We start from the raw sequence: 19,235 nt of genomic DNA on the forward strand, positions 1-19,235 counted from the left end.
TGTAAGCATTCAGCCGCCAGCGGTCAGCCGTCAGCTTTCCATAACTCAGATTAAACGAATGCTTACTTGTTTTATTCTAAAGCTGTTCGGTGTAGCTTCCTAATAGCCCATAAGCAGATCAAGTAGCGTGCGCCTAGCGCATTAGCTGATAGCTGATAGCTGATAGCTGATAGCTTAATGCTTACGTGTTATTAACGCCCCCTACTACTTAAGTCCTATCTATTACTGCAGTCCTATTGATAAAGGATAGGACTCTAACATTTCTTCTACAGCAAATTCAAGTTCTGAGGGGTCTTTTATAAACCGGCAGAATGGAATTTGTGACGTCCATGCTTCGTAAAATGCTTCATTCTTGTAATAAGAGTTAGGAAGAAAGATATGAGGAATCTCTAAAAGAGTACTAAGGATATGACCATGCAAACGATTAGTTATAATTAAACGATGCCTTTTGAATTGATAGATGCCGCTGTGCATCAGGCCCCAAGATGCTAGATTAATTTGGGAGTTATGGGTTGTTTTAAATTTCGCAGTATTAGTATGAAAATACTTCCAGTTTTGTCGGGATAACCATTCTTTAGGAGTTGCTAATCCTCGCTCATAAACTTCCCGAATTATTCTGACCAATCCTGGAATACGCCAATACCAACCTTTAGAGAGTTGCTTAGTAGTTCTTAGGGTCCATCTATCTGAAACCCAGTCTTCTAAGACGAGATTTTTTATCTGAGAAGAAAGAATCAGGTTACTAGTAGTCTTAAGTTCTTGATCCTTTCGGCAAAGATAAAGACTAGAATCCTCTTGAGCAGGCTGGATGGAGTCAGTAGATAGACCAGCCATTTGAAATGCCATATCAGGGGCTTTAATCACCCGACAATTCCAGAAATTTTGAAGAGCAATTTCATAGCTGACTTGATCTCGGGTAAATAGGGTTAGGTTAGGATGGGAGTTGAAAACTTTTGCCGCTTTTTTGAGGTTTTCGGGATTCCTAAAATAAATAGTCTGAGGAAAAATAATAATTGGTCTATCTCGATAGTTTTCTATAATCGATTCTCTAAAATTTTGAAAACCTTCATATAGATCACCTAATGCGCCTCCTCCATTAAAGATTATGGGGCATTTATCCATTTTTTTTAGGCTGGCATGAGAGAAACCGTTAATACCAGTGGCATACTTGATTTTCGTTTTTAAGGTATCTGTCAAAAATAGTACAGAGCCTAACCAAATCAGGTGGTCACCAATATTGTAATGATCAGGATTGTCTAGCAGTATACATTCTTCAAATTTGTCTAACTGTCCTAGGGAGTTATGAAGAACTTCTTTTACGTTTTTTGGTGTTGAAATATTCATCGTAATTACTGAAATTATTAATGTAATTTTGAATGTACTTTTGTCTGTTGGATAATTTCCCGTCTGGGAGATATCTCGAAAGGATTTGCTAATTGTTGAGGTATAACGGTGAGCATGAGAGCTGCTACAGTTCGCAGACTGAAATTTTGACTCAAGGCACGAAAAAGATAGGGGCGTGCTTCTGCTACTCGTCCATCCCGTATCAGCCCAATACCCAGAGTTGTGTTCGCTTGTGCTAATTTCTGGGTAAAATAACTCCGATGCTTTTGTAATTGAGGATCTGCTAAAAAGTGTTCGTAGCAAAAAATACCGGATTTGCCTTTGCGGATCTGAGCCTTGGCGTTTCCACTCCCACTAATATGGGTTTCAGATAACTCATGGACGCGGTATCGAGTCAGTCTTTCTGGATAGTAGTACGCGCCATCACCACTGCGGCAAGCTAGATAGGTTAAGTAGTAATCCCAATAGACCCCCACTGACAATAGTTCATCCCAATTAACCTTGTCCCTACGAATCACAGCAGAGGATGCAGGAGACACTGCTTGGTCTACTAGTCCGATAGTACAGAAAGGCTGGTATACCTCTGCTTTAAGTTGGTCACGCTTCCAAAGCCGGGTATGTTCTTCAGTAGTTGCATAATTAATTACACCATCTGCGTCTATAATATAGTGGTCACAAAAAGCCACAACTACATCTGGATTCGCTTCTAGGGGAGGAACTAGCTTTTCTAAAAAGTCTGGATTCCACAGGTCATCATCATTTAGACTCGCTACATATTTTCCCTGAGCTTGTTTAAATGCGCCAGCAACATTGGGACCATTTCCTAGATTCTTTGAGTTCCGACGGAATCTGATCCGAGCATCTTGAAAGGACTCAATCATAGCTTGCGGATTCTCAGGGCTACAATCGTCAGAAACAATAATTTCAAGATTTTTGTAGGTCTGCTGGAGTACGCTTTCAACTGCTTGCTTGAGGTATATCAAGCGGTTATAGGTTGGGATGATAACACTGACTAGCGGCTCTTGCGCTTCTTGATGGTTTGACATATCCTTGTTATCTTGCCTCTGGTTGTAATAAGGAATTAATTACTGTGCAAATGAAACTGGAGGAGCGACATCTAGTGGCACATCATAAATTTGAAAACTGTCTAAGGATATGTCAGCATTGGGATCTTCAATCCAGTACAAAGGTACCCGTCCATAAAAACCAGCCCACATGTTATAGGTACTTGGGGGACCTATGATATAGTCACACTGAGCAAGTGAGTACATATCTTCTACAATGTGGTTGTTGGCAAAAGCGAAATCTAATTTTGAGAATTTATCTCTGTCCTGGGGCACATTTGAACATAGTAAAAATTTGACTTTTTTTCCTGGAAAAAGACGTTCTGTTTTTTTCATTAAGTTCACATAATCATCAGTGCTGTAGAGATATTTTGCTCCTAGCAATTTTTTATAATCTCCCTGCCTAATGTGAACCCCAACCAGAATATCACAGGTTTTTTTTAGGTTAGTTACGAGTTTATTGATACTTTCATTGTGTTGCTTTATTGGCGTAAAAAACTTCCTTATTGTTTCTGCATACTTCAAAAATAAAACAGGATTTCTAAACCAAAAACCATGAATAAATGCCAATTCATTTTTCTTGAAAAACTTAGCAAAGTTGTCATCAAAAATAATTCCCCTGTGTACTCCAGTATCTCTTAAGATATTGATATTGGATAACTTAAAATCTGTATAATCTTTAACCAATAATCGGGTTGAATGGTAAACAACTCTATGAAAATTTCTTTTCAGTTTAAGACTATTGCCTTTAAGAACTGATTGTTGGGCAGGGTATCGACAAAAAAAATCGTTATGGGTTCCCTCAAAAAAAACTGCATATTCATCAAAGGCAGGATTTATGACTTTGAGGTTGTATTCCATTGCAAAAGCCATAAAGTTGGCAAATAGCATCATTCTATTGCCTAATTGACCTGTTTTTCTAACAATTATGAACATGTTAATCCTCCGAGAATATTGACAAGCAATCAACTATAGTATTTTGATTTGAGATGTAAACCTATGATTGATAGAAAAAGGGAACAGGGAACAGGGAACAGGGAACAGTAGGAAAGAACGATGCAGCGCGGTCTTGGTGGTCTCGTCCATGAGGGACTGCATCAAGAGGATGCGAATATTTTTTGGTGTTATAATAAATCAACATTTGGTTTCATGATCTATTTGGAAATGCTATAGTCTTAATTTGTTTGACCAACTTCATGCTGCATCTTGTGATATTTCCAAAGTTTACCGCGCTTTTCGAGTAACTCTTGATACTTTCCTTGCTCCACAATTCGCCCCTGTTCAAGTACGACTACCTTATCAGCTTTGGAAATGGTCGATAAGCGATGGGCAATGGTAATTACTGTCCGTCCTACAGCAAGTTTTTCTAAGGACTCCTGAATCAGGCGCTCAGACACAGAATCTAAGGCACTAGTTGCCTCATCTAAGATCAGAATCTCTGGTGCTCGCAGTAAAGCACGAGCAATGGCCAGCCGTTGACGTTGACCTCCAGATAATCGAACTCCGCGATCACCAAGTTGCGTGTCAAAACCTTCAGACAAATCTAGGATGAAGTCTAATGCATTGGCAAGTTTTGCAGCTTCTCGAATTGCCACGTCATCTGCCTGTTCTGAACCATAAGCAATATTATTGCGAACAGAGGTGTTGAAAATAAATGTATCCTGACTAACAATAGCTAGTTTACGACGCACAGAGTTGATTTCAAACTCTTGTATGTCAATGCCATCAATGATAATTTTACCTGCGGTTGGGTCATAAAATCGGGGAATTAAGTCAGCAAGGGTTGTTTTACCTGAACCAGAAGCACCGACCAGGGCTGTTGTTTCTCCCTTGTTGATAGTTAAGGTAATATCGTGCAGCACTAGGTTAGAGGGATCGTAACCAAAATCCACCGAAGCAAACTCAATGGCTCGCTGCAATCCTGAAAATTGCACGTTACCATTCTGCAAGTATGGTTTGTTGTCCGTTCTCAGCAGCTCTTTAATGTTATTCATTGGTCCGGTGAATTCCCCAAGACGCCCTCTGGCATTATTAATCAGACGTATAATCGGGATCAGACGAAACAAAACAAACAAGAAGGTCAGTAATGAAGCTGCCTGCATCTGTCCATTAGGAACGAAGATGGTAAATGCTACAATAATCATGCCGATCAGAATTGTGGTGGCTACGCTTTCCCCAATCGGTTCTATGGCATACCCAAATGAAGCAGATTTGATAGTGATGTTTGCAACGTTTTCGCTAGCGTTATAGAATCGTCTACGCTCAAATTCTTGACTTGCAAATGCCTTAACTGTGCGAATGCCATTGATAAACTCTACAGCAACTGAGGTAAAGTTACTGCCTGCCTTTGAAACATCAAAACTTGTCTCTCGCACCCTTTTAACCAAGTTAGAAAGACCAACACTCATCAGGCTAAATAGCATTAATGAGGCAATGGAAAGTTGCCAAGAAAGCAAGAACATTGATGTGACATAGACAACTAGAAGAGAAACTCGAGTCAACATAAAAGCTGTCACATCAAAAGCTTGATTAATTTTTTCTAGTTCGGTAGTTAGACTGTAAACTAGCGCTCCAGAACGGCTATGAGAAAAGTAACCCAAATTCAGCCGTTGAAGTTGCTCAAATAGCTTCTTGCGCAGCCTATCTAACAAATTCATCTGAGTTATCATGCTGTACCTGCGTCCACCAAACATAAAGGCAGAACGCAACCAGGTTGTGATCAGAATTAGAGCAGATATCCGGTAAATTCTCTCATTGAACGGTCTATTTACTCCAAGTACCGATATATCGAACCAGTTAATACCTGTCTGAATTGGGGTAGCATTAGGGTCGGTTAGATTTTGTAAAAAGTTTAGGATAAACCCTAATCCAAAACCTTCAAATAGTGATGCTAGTATCGTTAAAGCAATAGCAATAAAAGCCGCTTCTTTGAGGTATTTAAACTCTCTTATTATGAAGTGTTTGTCTTGCCACAATTTCGTGGATTTAGTAAACCTAATGACAGAATCAATAAGCTTGAATTCAGCAATCTTATATAGAATACTCACTGGCTTTATTTAGACCTATTATGATTGTTATTTAATGCTGATTTTAAACAATATTTAGCTAAAAAAACTAAGATCACTCTCCACCATTTCCGCGACAATATCAGGAAATTTTTTTTTACTCTTCCAATTCAGCTCCCATCCGAATTTTCCAGCTATCCCCACAAAGGGGCACTGCTTCTGTCGGACGATAAAACCTCTGATCAACTTCCACAAAATCTTGATAATCAAGACCGACGTGACTAAACGCACAATCTACTAATTCACGAACGGAGTGATTCACTCCGGAAGCAATCACATAATTCTCTGGAGCTTTGATTTATAGCGAGAAACCAGGTTTTAAGGGTCTTGGTGCGTAAGTCCTGGTTCTAAGACAGTGCGTTCGCGTAGCGTATCCGTAGGATAATCGCTTATTTTATTCAACGCTAATCCATCAACAACGTCTTATACGAGTCTGTGTAAGCATTCAGCGGTCAGCGGTCAGTGGTCAGTTTATTTTATTCAAAAGAACCGATTGCGCTACTTGAGGTGCTGCGCGAACAGTAGGCTGGCCACAGGCTCAAAGCTAATAGCTGATAGCTGATAGCTGATAGCTGATAGCTGATAGCTGATAGCTGATAGCTGATAGCTGATAGCTAAATGCTTATGAGTCTGTTAATAGGTAATAGATAATGGGTAATTGCGCTCTCCTCGTGGTGTTTCACAGCAGCAATAGTCTTTTCCTCAATTCCCAATTCCCAATTACCCGTTACCCATTACCCATTACCCAAAGCGCGACTATCTATCTCTCTCATCCATTACTAAAAACGGGATTAGAGCATATCATTACTAGGGATTACCAGCGGTAACAACCTGACGAATAAAGGCAGTATCAGCGGATTGACTACAAGAGGTTACAGGCATCATACCTAGTGCCTGAAGGTCAGCATTAACCATGATTTCAACCAGTTGTTTAAAGCTCACTGAAGGTTGCCAACCTAGTATGGTATTAGCCTTGGTCCCATCACCCAACAACAGGTCTACTTCAGCAGGTCGAAAGTAGCGTGGATCGATTTCAACGTACTGCTCCCAATCCAAATTCACTAAGCCAAAGGCAATATCGAGAAACTCCCGAATTGAGTGAGTTTGACCGGTAGCAACAACATAGTCATCGGGCTCGTCTTGTTGTAGCATTAGCCACATAGCGCGGACATAATCTTTGGCATAACCCCAGTCCCGTCTGGCATCGAGATTGCCCAGGTAAAGCTTATTTTGCTGACCAGCTACAATGCGCGCCAAAGCACGGGTAATTTTGCGAGTGACAAAGGTTTCGCCGCGCCGGGGACTTTCGTGGTTAAACAAAATACCATTACAGGCGAATAGCCCATAGGATTCGCGATAGTTGATAGTTTGCCAGTGGGCGTAGACTTTTGCACAGGCATAAGGACTACGGGGATAAAACGGTGTAGTTTCAGACTGAGGAACAGCCTGCACTAGCCCAAACATTTCAGAAGAGCCAGCCTGGTAAAAGCGTACCTCAGAGCCAATCCGCTGTTGATAGTGCCGTACCGCTTCCAACAAACGTAAGGTTCCTATACCTGTGGCATCGACGGTGTATTCTGGTGAATCAAAGCTGACCCGCACATGGGACTGAGCTCCGAGGTTGTACACCTCTATCGGCTGTACGTCTTCTAGAATGCGTTGTAGTGTCAAGCCATCAGTCAGGTCTCCGTAATGGAGAAATAACCGTGTCTGTGGATTGTGGGGGTCTTGGTAGATGTGGTCGATGCGATCTGTGTTGAAGGTAGACGTGCGTCGGATAATGCCATGGACTTCGTACCCTTTTTCCAGCAGCAGTTCTGCTAGATAAGACCCATCTTGACCGGTAATGCCAGTGATTAATGCTCGTTTAATGTCTGTCACGATTCCTCACGACTCTGATTAGAGTAATTAGTTTGCTAATGTACGGGATGAAGGCAAAGGCAAATCAAAATTGAAAATTGAAAATTGCAATTAATAACTTCAGAAGTTAGGAAGTTATTAACTTTACCAAAGGGAGTAGGGAGTAGGGAGTAGGGAGTAGGGAGTAGGGAGTAGGGAGTAGGGAATATGGCATCAAAAATTCTCACAATTCCTACAGGGATTGCTATTACAGCACTGGAGTACTTTGAGAACCGAACACATGCGATCGCATATCTTCCTGGTGAAGCTTGATCATTCCTGGCAACAACCTCAGCTGTCGCCGCTCCTCCTGGGTCATCCGAATCACCTCATCCAGTTTCCAAGGACGTGGTCCGACTAAACTCATCTCACCCCTTAGTACATTCACTAACTGCGGTAGTCCATCCAGACAATATTGACGCAGCCACTTTCCAAAATGTGTCATCTTAGACGTGACTTGGCCTTTGTGTATAGCTTCAGTGCGAAATTTAATCACTTGGAACAACTTACCCCTTTCTCCAGCCCGCAATTGCCGAGAAAAGACTGGTCCTGGTGAAACAATCGCTATCAGCAACATCAATCCCAGGAGCACTGGACTCAGAATCAGTAGCAATAGAGCAGCTAAACTCGAATCCATCACCCGCCTCAGTCGAGATCGGAATAGTTTTTCCCTACTAGACAATTCTGAGTTGAACGGTACTCTTAGAACAGCTTTCTTCTTCGCTTGCTCACAGGCATTGGTCCAAACTCTTAACCCTGTTTCACCCACATTGGGGTCGATACAAACCAGCCCTACCGACGAGCGTTGCAAGCAATTACTTAACCAAGACTGACTTTGCAACGGAGGTAGATAATGCTGTTCATTTTTTTGGAGAGGGAGTACCCACAACTGTTTCTGTCGCCACTTGAGCTTGCAGGGAGGCAAAGAACTAACTGCTGACTCTGCCTCATCATCGATATCTAGGATTGAGATTTTGGAGGTTGTTAGTATGATTCTGGAAGTCGTCATAAATAGTTACTCCATTTCACGAAAATCAAAACTTAAACTTTAGATCCTGTCAGGTTTAATACGTATCATTCTCAGGTTTTCGTTAATTGAAACTTTAAACGTAAGCGATCAGCTATCAGCTATTAGCTATCAGTTTATGCGCTACAGATGGTGCTATAAGCGTGTCGCGTATCAGCTAATGCGCTACAGATGGTGCTACTTGAGGTGCTTTTGAATCAAACAGGTAAGCATTGGAATAATGCTGAGTTACGTCAGCTGTTCGCGTAGCGTGAGCTTTTAGCTCACGGCTGACGGCTGACGGCTGACGGCTGACGGCTGATGGCTGAATGCTTACTTAACAATTAACAAGTTTCAATTTTCAATTAACAAAAAAATCAACGAGACTTGACATGATTGCTGAACTGACGCTCTAGTTGTGGAGACTCTTGAAGATCAGATACAGGCTGCTGTGGTTCAATAGCAGCATGGTTGTTTCGCGAACCATAGTAAGCGTAGTTCTGATTAGAACTCTTCACCCCGTTAGCAATGATTCCCATCAGGTTTAAATTCCTGAGTATAGCAGTAGCCTGGCTGAGTTGAGATTGAGTAACTCGCTCTAGGCGTCCCACCATCACCACACCTTGGCACAAAGATGCTGCTTGGAGTGCATCCACCATACCTAACACTGGGGGAGTATCCAGCAACACCAGATCATAGGTCTGCTGAAACTCTGCCATTAAGTTCTTCATCCGTTTAGAACCCAGCAGCTTAACTGGGTCAATTGGGGTTGGTCCAGCAGTCAAAACATCAATGGTTGACCCCAAAGGTGAGATACTAACTGGGCTGGGTGTAGCAGTATCATCTTCCAATAAAGTAGAAAGTCCTTCCTGATGGGAGAGGCCAAGTTGTTGGTGCAACCTCGGACGGCGCATATCTACATCAATTAGCAGTACTCGTCGATGTAAACGAGCAGCACTCAAGGCTAAACCCAACGCCAGAGTTGACTTCCCCTCACCAGACAGCGCTGACGTAACCATCAGGGATTTCAGCTCAGAACCAGAATTGAGCAACTGGATATTCACATAAATCATGTCCAGTGCTTCCTGAAATGGTCGCCATCCCAACAGTTCCATCATCGGAAGTGTTCTCTCGGACTGGCTCAAACCTAGATTCAGAACAGGTTTACTGATTTTACCTTCCGGCAACTGTGGAATCATACCTAGCAAGGGTAGAGCCACTTGATTTTTCAAATCATCAGAGGTATGAATTCCATCATCCATGGCTTCCCGCACAAAGGCAGCCACACCACCGAGAAATAACCCAACCACTGCACCCAATAATAGGTCTTGGGTCATATTAGGACCGGTCTTCGAGCCCGGTAAAGGTGCTTCTACAACTTGCCAGTTAAATCCCCCCCGAGCCAATTCGATGCTTAACTCCTGCCGTGCTTGTAGTAGCTGCTGCAGAGTATTTTGTTGAATTGCTACTTGGGGTTGTAGACGATTGTACTGAGCAATCAGGGCTGGGAATTCCCTGAGTTGGATACGGATTTCCTGCTCTGTTTTGGCCAGGGCTTGATCACGAGTCTGTAGACTGACTAGATTAATTTGCGAGGTGATTAGTTCGTTGACCAGATTGAGATCCACACCACCGAGCTGTCCTTCTGTCAGGAGGTTATTGCCAGTGGTAACCAGTTTAGTCGGAACTTGCCCTAAAACCCGTCTAGTCTCTTCCTGCAAGAGCGCAAACACACTCTGACGCTGTTCAATTAATTTTTGAATTCTAGGATGAGCTTCAGTATAAATCCGACTTTGCTCCACCAAAGCCAGTTCTATTCTTTGGATTTCATTGAGCAAATTTTGATAGCGCCCAGATTGACTCAAGCGGGACGAGGTCAAGGCATTTTGCGGTGAACGAGCCAGTTTTTGCTGAACAGCCTGGTAGCGAGTTTGAGTTTCCATGTACTGAGCGCGGATGGCTCGGCGCTCCTGTTCAATCCCATTCAGAGTTTGACTGACAGCTAGAGCTTGTTGTGAGGGATCAATCAGGTTTTTGCTCTTGCGAAACTGCTCTAGCCGTTGCTCAGCTTGCTCAAGATTATTACGAGCTGTTGGCAACTGCTGATTGATAAAAGCAAGACCTTTATTCAACCGCATTTCCTGCTGCTCTAGGTTGTAATCTTGATAAACCTTTTGAATAGCTTGCAGTACTTTTTGAGTTTTAATCCGGTCATTGCTGGTGTAGACCGCTTGAAATACCTTAGTTTCGGTTTTACCCTGCAGTACTTGAGCTAATCTTAAGGAGCCTCTAATATCACCGACTGTGATATCTGGGTAGTCATCACGAAGCAAATCCACTGCTCGTTGAATCAATTCAGAACTACGCATCAGCTGTAACTGAGTAGCATAGTCGATATCAACAGTGGACTCAGTAAACTGACTCTCTATTCCTCGTGTTTTATCTATATAATTAGGCTCCACCAACAGCTGTAGAGAGCTGATATAATTCGGCTCTTTCTTGAGAGTGATATAGAAGGCAATCGGCAAGCTTGTCAACAGTACACTTATAATCCACAAGCGTCTGCGCCACAAAACTGCCAACAGTTGGCCATACCCTGCATCTGTTTCACCTGCTGCGTTTAAATCAAGTTCCTTCATGGGATTTTAGATTAATGATTGACAAGTTTGGATTGGATTTTAAATTGACATCAATTCCAGTGAATCAAGTCTAAAATATTCCCGGGATGATTAGTAATTGGTTTAGATAAAATCCGGTTAATCACTTTGTTCATATTCGATAGGATTTTTGATTTTTTTTGGAAAGTTAATTTTAAATTAACCATTAACCATTGAAAATTTGCCCTTGAAATATGTTCAATCTCTGGTAAGCAAAATTATCATGGATACCTGCAACAAATTTTCCCTACCTTTTGGGAATAGGGAATTAGGAATTGGAGTATGATTACCCATTACCCATTACCCATTACCAATGAACCGACAATCATAGGTTGCATCCCTTTTAGAGAAAGGGTATAAGAAGAAGTAGTCAACCGGACCTGATATTATCTATTACCCATCACCAGTCACCCGAGCAGGACTATATTGATTAGTCCACCAGATTGGATCTGATGATTTTGGAGTATAGACCCGTATAAATCCCAAGAAATCAACGAAAAAATCCAAAATCCAAAATCTAAAATCTAAAATCAGCCCAGCCACTATCCTGTCACCTAGCTAAAGTGGGAACCTTGGTTGAATGGCGTAACGAATGGCTGAAATTAACAGGCTGTCCCCTGACCGTTTTATCAATAATTTGCCCAACTGTATTAAAGAAAACGTCTTCAGTGAAATGACTCAGGGCATGGTCTCGGATTTTGGCATAATTCCAGGGAATTTCCCTAGCCTCAAGTAGTGCAGCTTGGAGTGCTTCCGGTGTTTGCCGTTTAAAAAACACCCCTGTCGTCCCTGGTATCTGAGTATCCAAAACACCACCTGCACCGTAGGCAATTACTGGAGTCCCACTGGCGTTGGCTTCGATTGGCACTAAACCGTAATCTTCTAAAGCCGCCACGATCACCCCACGAGCTTTTGCCATCAAATGACAACGCTGTTTATCGCTGACGTATCCCAAGAATCGAATATTGTCCAAAGCTTTAGATTCTAGACGCTCTCGCTCTGGACCATCACCAGATATTAATAAGGGCCAGCCTAGCCAATTAAACGCCTCGATAATCAGATCGATACGCTTGTAACCCAGTAAACGAGATGATACTAGGTAAAAGTCTTCCTTTTGGTCGGAAAACACAAATTTATGGCTATTAATTGGATAGTTGACCGTCATGGCTGGCTTACCATAGATATTCTGGATACGCCGAGCGACAGTGGTCGAGTTAGCAATGTAAATGTCCGGCTCCTGGGCATAGTCCAGGTCTACTTTTCTGATCAACTGGAAGACTTTATCAATGACAGGAGAAAACGCTCTATATTCTCCATACTCCTTGAGGTAAGTTTGCGTATCCCACAAAAAACGGGTGACATTGTGGCAAAAGCAAACATGCTTGGCTCCTAATTTTTTCTTGACCGCCTTTGCGAAGCTTGAACAACTACTGATAATCAAATCGTAATTTTCTAAATCCAAGGCTCGAAAAGCTGGATAGTAAAACGGAGCCAAGAGTCTGAAGTATTTCGTTGACCCTGGAATGTTCTGAAGTCCGGTGGTATGCACTAGGCGCTCACCTAGGTCAATGGTGTTCTGGGAATCATACAAGGATGTGAACACATCAGCACTAGGGAAGCGCTTACAAAGCAGTTCAAATACCCGTTCTGCTCCACCTTTTTGCGTTAGATAATCATGAACTAGGGCAACTTTCATGCTTGTTTATTGGAAAACCTATTCCTAGAGAATACTCTAATCTATTTACCATTAGATTTAATTTGTATCCGGAATTTTGCCGAGATAGTTTTGAGCCTAAACGGCTCCATTATTTTTCGACAACAAGATAAAAATTGTTTTTATAATGAGCTTAAGGTCATACATTAAGCTCCAGTTTCGTTGGTAGCGTAAATCCAGTTTAATTATATCTGCAAAATCCCGAACTTGCGATCGCCCATGCACCTGCCACTCTCCAGTCATTCCCGGTTTAACATTCAACCGTTGCCACTCTGGAACCTCATAGATTTCCACTTCCTTAGGTACCGGTGGTCTAGTACCTACCAAACTCATTTCACCTTTAATGACATTCCAGAACTGAGGTAGTTCATCCAAACTAGTTTTCCGCAAAAACCGACCGACCCTGGTGATTCTAGGGTCATTTTCGTTTTTGAATATCTTGCCATCCTTAGCTTGATTTTGAACGCTATCTTTCTGGGTTTCCGCATCAGTATACATTGAGCGGAATTTCCAGATCCGAAATTCCTTACCCATCCAACCACAGCGAATTTGACTAAACAAGATGGGGCCAGGACTGTCGAGTTTAATCGCGATCGCAATGGGAATAAATAATATGGCCGTAATTCCTAAACCTACTATTCCCCCCACTATGTCTAAGCATCGCTTAGCCCAAGAGCGTGTAGATGGGTGAGTTGTTGGTAACTGAGCCTTTGACCAATTGACAGCTATTGTTGTCAGGTTATATGAAGCGTCTAGAATTAATTTTTTGTCTAGCCCAGTCATGACTAAGACAGCCATAACTGGAGAAGTTATACCCCTTAGTATTAGTGATCCCCCGTTTTCCTGAGTGATTTTGTGATTCCTTACTAAGGCACCAATGCCGCTACTATCGATAAACTCTGTCTGACTTAAGTCTGCAATAATCAGCTTAGGACAATAAGGTTTTTGGAGAAGCTGATCACAAGTTTCTTTAAATTCTATTGCTTCGAGTCTGCTCAAGCGGATCGGTAACTGCACTACAGCAGCTTCATTTATGAAGCCTGCCTGGCCAGAAGTCTTTAACGTTGACTGCATCATGATGAAATATAAATTATAATGTCGATTAAATCGTGACTTTTTAGAGAGTAGATTTAAACTATGTAGGAATTGTGTAGAAAGTTTAGCAATCCTATTAACACCCTAGGTTTTAACCGTACATATACCTACGGCTCCTCCGCCCTTGATTCAGGCAATGGTAGAATTTATATTACTCTTTCAATTTCGGGTTGAGGGTTAGAGCAAGGTTAATGGTTAATGGTTAATGGTTTTAATTATTGATACCTAATGCCTTTTGTTACCTTACCTAGTAGGGAAAATCCTAGTTTACCTCTCACTTATTTTTCGACTGATTAATAGGTATAATTCATCGGGTAAATTAACCGGTGGTAAAAATAAAAAATGGATACAAATTCCCCATTTTTTATTTTCTATCGTTACCATATAAGTAAGCATTTAGCATTACTCATTTGTCAGCAGTGACGTTGGTCAATAAGTGTTCTGTATAATCCCGGATGAATGACTAATATAACTTTCATGAGTTTTTCATAAAATCCTGACAGAGCTAAAAATTTTTGATGAATTTTTCTTAAAGACGCTAAATATACCTGAGGTCAATTGCCACTTCCGTCTTGAGACTGATGACTTGGATGGTGGCAGCGAGGATCACTCAGTCTAATGGCCTAAGGCTAAAGCTTTCGGCTACACCAACCAAGTCCATCTAGGTGGACTTGGTTGGTGTAGCGCTATAGTTTTTTATGACTTACCCAGGGACTATACCTGTAAGGTCTCCCTCCGGATCCTACTAAGCTGTCACACATTGAAATTGTATTGAAATTGTGAAGAGGCGCGCTTTGGGGAGATGGGGATATCGGCAGATGGGGAGCTCACAAGGGTAGGTTTTTGACATCATGGTCAAACGGGGAGTGTGGGAATTGTCGGGCGGGGGTGCGGAAGATGTCACTCACCATTGAGGTAAGGACGTTCCCATTCAATTCCTAACTGAGAAAATTGTTGGCGGATAGCGTTGAGGCGCTCCTCTGGAGTGTTATTACCGTTTTGCCAAGCCTGCATTAAACCATTGGCTACAATTTGGCAGCGGTTCATGCCAAAACTTTCTTGAGAGGTAAATTTTTGGGTTGGTTCTTCGGCAAAACTCAGTCCCGGTGCCAAAAACTTGGTGAATAAAGGTACTTCTGGGCGAAAATGGCAGCGGTTTGCTAGATATATGGTTTGCATCACCCCAAAGACAACTTCAGAATCACAGCGCTCAAAGTAGAGTACTCCGCAGTCATGGCGTTTGTATTCCGATGGATTGTATAGAACTTTAAATGTGAAAGGAATTGCTGCTGCATTCAAATATTTTGTCATGCTATCCATGACAGCCAGGGCTCCATCTGGTGTCAGATTAAAATAGATTCGCGCTGTTTTAGAATCGATATCACCATTGCCCTGTCGCTCTTGACCAACATTACCCACTGCTACATAAAAGCCGTTTTGCATCAAATTCTTGGGCATCCGGATGGCAACGATGCTACCGATGGTAGCAGATTTTTCCTCACGTTTGAGATGAATCTCCCGTTCAATATGCATAGTCAAACTCCCTTTGGTGACGGCTATTGAACCATCGGTTTCTTCTGAGATTACCTGCCAATTGGGATCAAAGTAGCCTGTGCCTTGATTGTTGGCGTGGAGTCGTTGGTAAAAATCTAGGTCTATTCCCAGCAGGGTATTGTTCTCTAAGTTTTGATGGGGTGCTATATCCGCGCGACTTGTGTTGAGTGCCAGGGGAGTGCGCAGATAGCCATTGTAATAAATGCCGTAGAGGAAATTTCTCAGCAGTAGGCTGAGATACTTATGCTGTATGTCTTGAGGAAGTTGCTGAAAGCGGGCTACTGTTTCATCAGGTATGGTGAAGGGTTGATAGTTGGGATGGTTGATACAAAAATTGGACTGGATTTCAATGTTGTTAACAATATCTTCCAGAGCTGCTTGCTGTTGATTGGGAAAAGGGTTGTCAAATAGCATCGTAATTTAAAGTAAAATTAGATGAGGTCTATATAGCGGTTTTCAATTGACAATTCACAGGTATCCTCAAAACCCTTTTCTAGGGGATTACCGGATTTGATATCAGTTCTGATTCTGAGATCCCAAAAACTGTTGGCACAGATTGTTTTGGTCGGCAGAGTAGAGTTTTGGCAACCTGGAGCATACAGATTCCAGTATTATCAAAGGATTTCTGATAGTAAATCATTGCCTGAATTTGGTGAATCAGTGCCAAACCGGTAAACTGAACTACTCGTTTAAGCCAGTTGGGACGAGCTGACTCAATCCCGGTAAAAGCGGTAAGATAGGCTTGGGTTAGAGCAGCGATGGAGGGTTGAAGCACTTGTAAAGGAGTCACTGCTAGACGCAAGGATTCTTCTAATTTAATCGTGGGGTCTACCACTAAGCTACTTAACCAGATACCCAGGTAGCTGGCGATTATGGTTCCAAGGTCAAAGGCTGGATCTCCCCAGGCACAACGTTCCCAATCAATCAGTCGCACCATGCTCTGATCGGGTGGTGAAGATGTTGAGAATTGCTCCCACTCTCTATGAACCAAAATGTTGTTCAATTTTAAGTCATTGTGGGTTAGGCAACTCGGATGCCAGTCAGTTTCCAAATCTGCGATCGCATTTCCCAGACTGGGGTAACGTTGATAGAGAACAAAGAACTTTAAGGCATTGTTAGGGATTGAGCCAAACATCTCTGGGCTAAGCCGTCCGATTCCTTTAGCTGGATTGCCAAACCGATAGGGAGATTTCCCCTGTGGTACCTGGTCTAGAAAATTCCGACATTCTGGTTGATTGAAGGTAACACGATGGAGGTTGGCTAAAACTGTTCCGATATCAGTTGCGATCGCTTCAGGGAAAATTTGGTTTTGATAGTAGAAACTAAACAGGTCGAGATAGTTATTTAGATAGTTGTAGACCAGGATGCAATGATCGGGATCAAAATGAAGGATCTGGGAAACTGATGAAGCTAGACAGTCCTGGTCTGGCAACTGCTGCAGCCAGCGATGAAATTGCCACTCATTGAAAAATTCATGATTTATAATACCGTCATGATGGGGTCTTTCCTGCTTAACCAGTAGCTGACGATGATCTGAAAAGCTCACCAGTAAATTGAAATTCTTAGCAGGGGGAGCCGATTCTACCTGGATAGATTCTAGGTCTGACGGGGTACACAGTCCTATATCCAATAGATATGAGGAAATCGTTTCAGATGATAGTGGTTCCAAAATATCAGTAGATGATCAGTAGATGCACAACTTAAAGAGAAAATGTTTGTTGTTTACCCTTGAGCAGTTAACCGATAGTAGGGGAAAGTCTTGTGCCTAACCGTACAACAATCAACACTCAACAGTGAACAATCAATAATGAGACTGTTATAGTTTCAGGAGTTATGTAAGCATTCAGCAGTCAGCACTCAGCGGTCAGCTTATTTTATTCAAAAGCACCGATTAGTAGCGTGGCACAGGCTTCGATGCTGGCACTTTCCCCATAAACACCTCAATTAGTGTGGGCAAACGCGCATTAGCTGATAGCACCTCAAGTAGCACCATCTGTAGCGCATTAGCTGATAGCTGAATGCTTACGGAGTTATCCCATTTCTCTTTATCTATTGATCTATTGATACTCTAGTTTTCCACTAAAAACTCGCCAAAATGGCGAGACGAAACTGAGATTTTTCTCTAAAACAGAATTGGTAGACTTACAGAAATCTTGAAGAAAGTCATCTGTCACACTCCTATGGAGGAAAACTAATAATGGAAATTTCTGAGTTACCCATCGGTTTTGAGTTGTTATCCGATGAGGAAACCTTTCTCAATGATCTAGATCAGCAAGATACTATGGTTCATGGTGGATGTGGTCCGACTCCCCAAACACCATTCATTCTGTGTCCAGCACCTACGGCAGTTCCCATGCCTGAACACCCAGAACCTTTTCCCAAATGTCCACGCCCAATACCCCAACCAACACCTCCTGTTTTTGAACATCCACGGCCCAGACCTCCTTTTCCTAAACCCGGGCCCAGACATTTTCCTAGAACAGGACCGATAATGACTCCACCAATACGAATGGAACATTAGATTGAGGGCATTAGCCCCTCGCTCTAAGTGTAGGGGCTGATGGTAATGATTAAGCTAAAACGCATTTTCAATGTGTTTTAAGAAGGCAAAAGGCAATAGGCAATAGGCAATAGGCAATAGGCAAAAGGTAAAAGGCAATAGGCAATAGGCAATAGGCAATAGGCAATAGGCAAAAGGTAAAAGGCAAAAGGTAAAAGGCAAGAGGCAAGAGGCAAGAGGCAAGAGGCAATAGGCAAGAGGCAATAGGCAAGAGGCAATAGGCAATAGGCAATAGGCAATAGGCAATAGGCAATAGGCAATAGGCAAGAGGCAAGAGGCAATAGGCAATAGGCAAAACACAAAAGGATGCTGGAATCTATATTTTTTAGGTTATTTCACTAATATACAGTTTACATGCACAACATCTTACTAGTTTCTTTGGATAAAAATTAGGAATATATATAATTTATTGTTGAATATTTATCATATAAACGATTATTTTTAGCAAGGTTATAGATATAGGAATTATAACTATTTTGTGAACTATAACGCGGGCATTATGGTCCCACAAGGATGAAAGTTATTTCCATTGTCTTGATGCAATAGCGAGTGGGGGAAACCCCCAAGACCGCGCTGCATCGCTACCAAACATCCCGATATACTTTTTTGCCTATTGCCTGTTGCCTATTGCCTATTGCCTGTTGCCTGTTGCCTATTGCCTGTTGCCTATTGCCTCTTGCCTCTTGCCTTTCCCAAGCGCGACTATGTTCACAACTCAAATAACAATGCTATAGCTACCTGACATTTTGTGTCACAATTGCATCTGATCTAGTAAACATAGTAATGGCAGCTGCTATGAGCGAAACCATCTTTAGCAAGATTATCCGCCGAGAAATCCCAGCGGATATTGTTTATGAAGACGATTTAGCCCTTGCTTTCAAGGATATTAACCCTCAGGCACCAGTTCATATTCTGGTAATTCCCAAGAAGCCCATTCCTCAACTGGCAGCAGCTGAGTCGGAAGATCAAGCCCTGATGGGACACCTGCTGTTAACTGCTAAGCAAGTTGCTGACCAAGTCGGTTTGACCAATGGCTATCGACTGGTGATTAATAATGGTGCTGATGGTGGTCAAACGGTTGATCACCTTCATTTGCACATCTTGGGTCAACGCCAAATGAAGTGGCCTCCTGGTTGAGGTTTTTTAAGTGCTAAGTGTTGAGTGCTGAGTCGTAAGTAGCTTTCTAAGTTACGACTTAGGGAAAGAACCAGTTTCAGGCTCTATATCTCAGGCTCTATATATAGAGGCGTTCCATGGAACGCCTTTACTTTTATTTT

At 42.2% G+C, this 19,235-nt stretch carries 18 protein-coding genes; 3 read left to right on the forward strand and 15 right to left on the reverse strand.

Annotated features, from left to right (window positions below; all coding sequences use genetic code 11):
- Positions 1 to 222 precede the first annotated feature (222 nt).
- The 5 genes from LYNGBM3L_RS09535 to LYNGBM3L_RS09555 form a co-directional block, all read right to left on the reverse strand.
- Entirely contained in the window at positions 223 to 1,344 is a 1,122-nt protein-coding gene (locus tag LYNGBM3L_RS09535) for a polysaccharide pyruvyl transferase family protein (RefSeq protein WP_008181820.1), read from the reverse strand.
- Between the two features lie 17 nt (positions 1,345 to 1,361).
- Entirely contained in the window at positions 1,362 to 2,390 is a 1,029-nt protein-coding gene (locus LYNGBM3L_RS09540; protein WP_008181822.1) for a glycosyltransferase family 2 protein, read from the reverse strand.
- Positions 2,391 to 2,429: 39 nt separating this feature from the next.
- The gene (locus LYNGBM3L_RS09545) at positions 2,430 to 3,344 is read right to left on the reverse strand and encodes an alpha-1,2-fucosyltransferase (RefSeq protein WP_008181826.1); all 915 of its coding nucleotides are present in this window, start codon (positions 3,342 to 3,344) and stop codon (positions 2,430 to 2,432) included.
- Between the two features lie 239 nt (positions 3,345 to 3,583).
- Positions 3,584 to 5,455, reverse strand: coding sequence for a heterocyst formation ABC transporter subunit HepA (gene hepA, locus LYNGBM3L_RS09550; RefSeq protein WP_008181829.1), 1,872 nt, complete (start codon positions 5,453 to 5,455; stop codon positions 3,584 to 3,586).
- A gap of 115 nt (positions 5,456 to 5,570) precedes the next feature.
- Positions 5,571 to 5,750, reverse strand: a complete 180-nt coding sequence (locus tag LYNGBM3L_RS09555) for a Rossmann-fold NAD(P)-binding domain-containing protein (RefSeq protein ID WP_071986841.1) — start codon at positions 5,748 to 5,750, stop codon at positions 5,571 to 5,573.
- Between the two features lie 373 nt (positions 5,751 to 6,123).
- On the opposite strand from LYNGBM3L_RS09555, the gene LYNGBM3L_RS43155 reads away from it, so the two are divergent.
- Positions 6,124 to 6,300: a hypothetical protein gene (locus tag LYNGBM3L_RS43155; protein WP_154659729.1), complete on the forward strand. Its 177-nt coding sequence runs from the start codon at positions 6,124 to 6,126 to the stop codon at positions 6,298 to 6,300.
- Here LYNGBM3L_RS43155 and gmd read toward each other — a convergent pair.
- From gmd to LYNGBM3L_RS09590, 8 genes are all read right to left on the reverse strand, one after another.
- Positions 6,281 to 7,354, reverse strand: coding sequence for a GDP-mannose 4,6-dehydratase (gene gmd, locus LYNGBM3L_RS09560; RefSeq protein ID WP_008181832.1), 1,074 nt, complete (start codon positions 7,352 to 7,354; stop codon positions 6,281 to 6,283). The genes LYNGBM3L_RS43155 and gmd overlap by 20 nt on opposite strands.
- A 35-nt stretch (positions 7,355 to 7,389) precedes the next feature.
- Positions 7,390 to 7,560, reverse strand: coding sequence for a hypothetical protein (locus LYNGBM3L_RS43160; RefSeq protein WP_154659730.1), 171 nt, complete (start codon positions 7,558 to 7,560; stop codon positions 7,390 to 7,392).
- 20 nt (positions 7,561 to 7,580) lie between these two features.
- Positions 7,581 to 8,381, reverse strand: coding sequence for a heterocyst development glycosyltransferase HepC (hepC, locus tag LYNGBM3L_RS09565; protein ID WP_008181834.1), 801 nt, complete (start codon positions 8,379 to 8,381; stop codon positions 7,581 to 7,583).
- Positions 8,382 to 8,755: 374 nt separating this feature from the next.
- A complete protein-coding gene (locus LYNGBM3L_RS09570) occupies positions 8,756 to 11,017 on the reverse strand; it encodes a GumC family protein (RefSeq protein ID WP_008181835.1) in 2,262 nt (753 codons plus the stop codon).
- A gap of 568 nt (positions 11,018 to 11,585) precedes the next feature.
- On the reverse strand, positions 11,586 to 12,731 hold the full coding sequence (locus LYNGBM3L_RS09575; protein WP_008181838.1) for a glycosyltransferase: 1,146 nt from the start codon (positions 12,729 to 12,731) through the stop codon (positions 11,586 to 11,588).
- A gap of 96 nt (positions 12,732 to 12,827) precedes the next feature.
- Positions 12,828 to 13,826, reverse strand: coding sequence for a sugar transferase (locus LYNGBM3L_RS09580; protein WP_044492547.1), 999 nt, complete (start codon positions 13,824 to 13,826; stop codon positions 12,828 to 12,830).
- 918 nt (positions 13,827 to 14,744) lie between these two features.
- On the reverse strand, positions 14,745 to 15,812 hold the full coding sequence (locus LYNGBM3L_RS09585; protein WP_008181843.1) for a T3SS effector HopA1 family protein: 1,068 nt from the start codon (positions 15,810 to 15,812) through the stop codon (positions 14,745 to 14,747).
- 79 nt (positions 15,813 to 15,891) lie between these two features.
- Positions 15,892 to 17,067, reverse strand: coding sequence for a phosphotransferase family protein (locus LYNGBM3L_RS09590; protein WP_229414414.1), 1,176 nt, complete (start codon positions 17,065 to 17,067; stop codon positions 15,892 to 15,894).
- Between the two features lie 528 nt (positions 17,068 to 17,595).
- Between LYNGBM3L_RS09590 and LYNGBM3L_RS09595 the strand changes: the two genes are divergently transcribed.
- Positions 17,596 to 17,919 carry a hypothetical protein gene (locus LYNGBM3L_RS09595; protein ID WP_008181846.1) on the forward strand — a complete coding sequence of 108 codons (324 nt, stop codon included), beginning with the start codon at positions 17,596 to 17,598 and terminating at the stop codon, positions 17,917 to 17,919.
- Positions 17,920 to 17,973: 54 nt separating this feature from the next.
- Here the strand turns inward: LYNGBM3L_RS09595 and LYNGBM3L_RS36185 are convergent, their stop codons facing one another.
- Both LYNGBM3L_RS36185 and LYNGBM3L_RS43165 read right to left on the reverse strand, forming a co-directional pair.
- Entirely contained in the window at positions 17,974 to 18,246 is a 273-nt protein-coding gene (locus LYNGBM3L_RS36185) for a hypothetical protein (RefSeq protein WP_154659731.1), read from the reverse strand.
- Between the two features lie 293 nt (positions 18,247 to 18,539).
- Positions 18,540 to 18,677, reverse strand: a complete 138-nt coding sequence (locus LYNGBM3L_RS43165) for a hypothetical protein (RefSeq protein ID WP_154659732.1) — start codon at positions 18,675 to 18,677, stop codon at positions 18,540 to 18,542.
- 64 nt (positions 18,678 to 18,741) lie between these two features.
- Between LYNGBM3L_RS43165 and LYNGBM3L_RS09600 the strand changes: the two genes are divergently transcribed.
- Positions 18,742 to 19,095 (forward strand): histidine triad nucleotide-binding protein, encoded by a 354-nt coding sequence (locus tag LYNGBM3L_RS09600; protein WP_008181848.1) that lies wholly within the window; start codon positions 18,742 to 18,744, stop codon positions 19,093 to 19,095.
- Positions 19,096 to 19,235 lie beyond the last annotated feature (140 nt).

This window comes from Moorena producens 3L, assembly GCF_000211815.1.
In the GTDB taxonomy this organism is placed as follows: Bacteria; Cyanobacteriota; Cyanobacteriia; order Cyanobacteriales; family Coleofasciculaceae; genus Moorena; species Moorena producens.

What these genes read in the sequence shown, in the direction of transcription:
- hepC (WP_008181834.1), bottom strand. Translation starts at nt 8,381, where the DNA reads ATGACGACTTCCAGAATCATACTAACAACCTCCAAAATCTCAATCCTA.
- LYNGBM3L_RS09600 (WP_008181848.1), top strand. Translation starts at nt 18,742, where the DNA reads ATGGCAGCTGCTATGAGCGAAACCATCTTTAGCAAGATTATCCGCCGA.
- LYNGBM3L_RS43155 (WP_154659729.1), top strand. Translation starts at nt 6,124, where the DNA reads ATGGGTAATTGCGCTCTCCTCGTGGTGTTTCACAGCAGCAATAGTCTT.
- LYNGBM3L_RS09575 (WP_008181838.1), bottom strand. Translation starts at nt 12,731, where the DNA reads ATGAAAGTTGCCCTAGTTCATGATTATCTAACGCAAAAAGGTGGAGCA.
- LYNGBM3L_RS09535 (WP_008181820.1), bottom strand. Translation starts at nt 1,344, where the DNA reads ATGAATATTTCAACACCAAAAAACGTAAAAGAAGTTCTTCATAACTCC.
- LYNGBM3L_RS09595 (WP_008181846.1), top strand. Translation starts at nt 17,596, where the DNA reads ATGGAAATTTCTGAGTTACCCATCGGTTTTGAGTTGTTATCCGATGAG.
- LYNGBM3L_RS09585 (WP_008181843.1), bottom strand. Translation starts at nt 15,812, where the DNA reads ATGCTATTTGACAACCCTTTTCCCAATCAACAGCAAGCAGCTCTGGAA.
- LYNGBM3L_RS09580 (WP_044492547.1), bottom strand. Translation starts at nt 13,826, where the DNA reads ATGATGCAGTCAACGTTAAAGACTTCTGGCCAGGCAGGCTTCATAAAT.
- LYNGBM3L_RS09570 (WP_008181835.1), bottom strand. Translation starts at nt 11,017, where the DNA reads ATGAAGGAACTTGATTTAAACGCAGCAGGTGAAACAGATGCAGGGTAT.
- LYNGBM3L_RS09540 (WP_008181822.1), bottom strand. Translation starts at nt 2,390, where the DNA reads ATGTCAAACCATCAAGAAGCGCAAGAGCCGCTAGTCAGTGTTATCATC.
- LYNGBM3L_RS09545 (WP_008181826.1), bottom strand. Translation starts at nt 3,344, where the DNA reads ATGTTCATAATTGTTAGAAAAACAGGTCAATTAGGCAATAGAATGATG.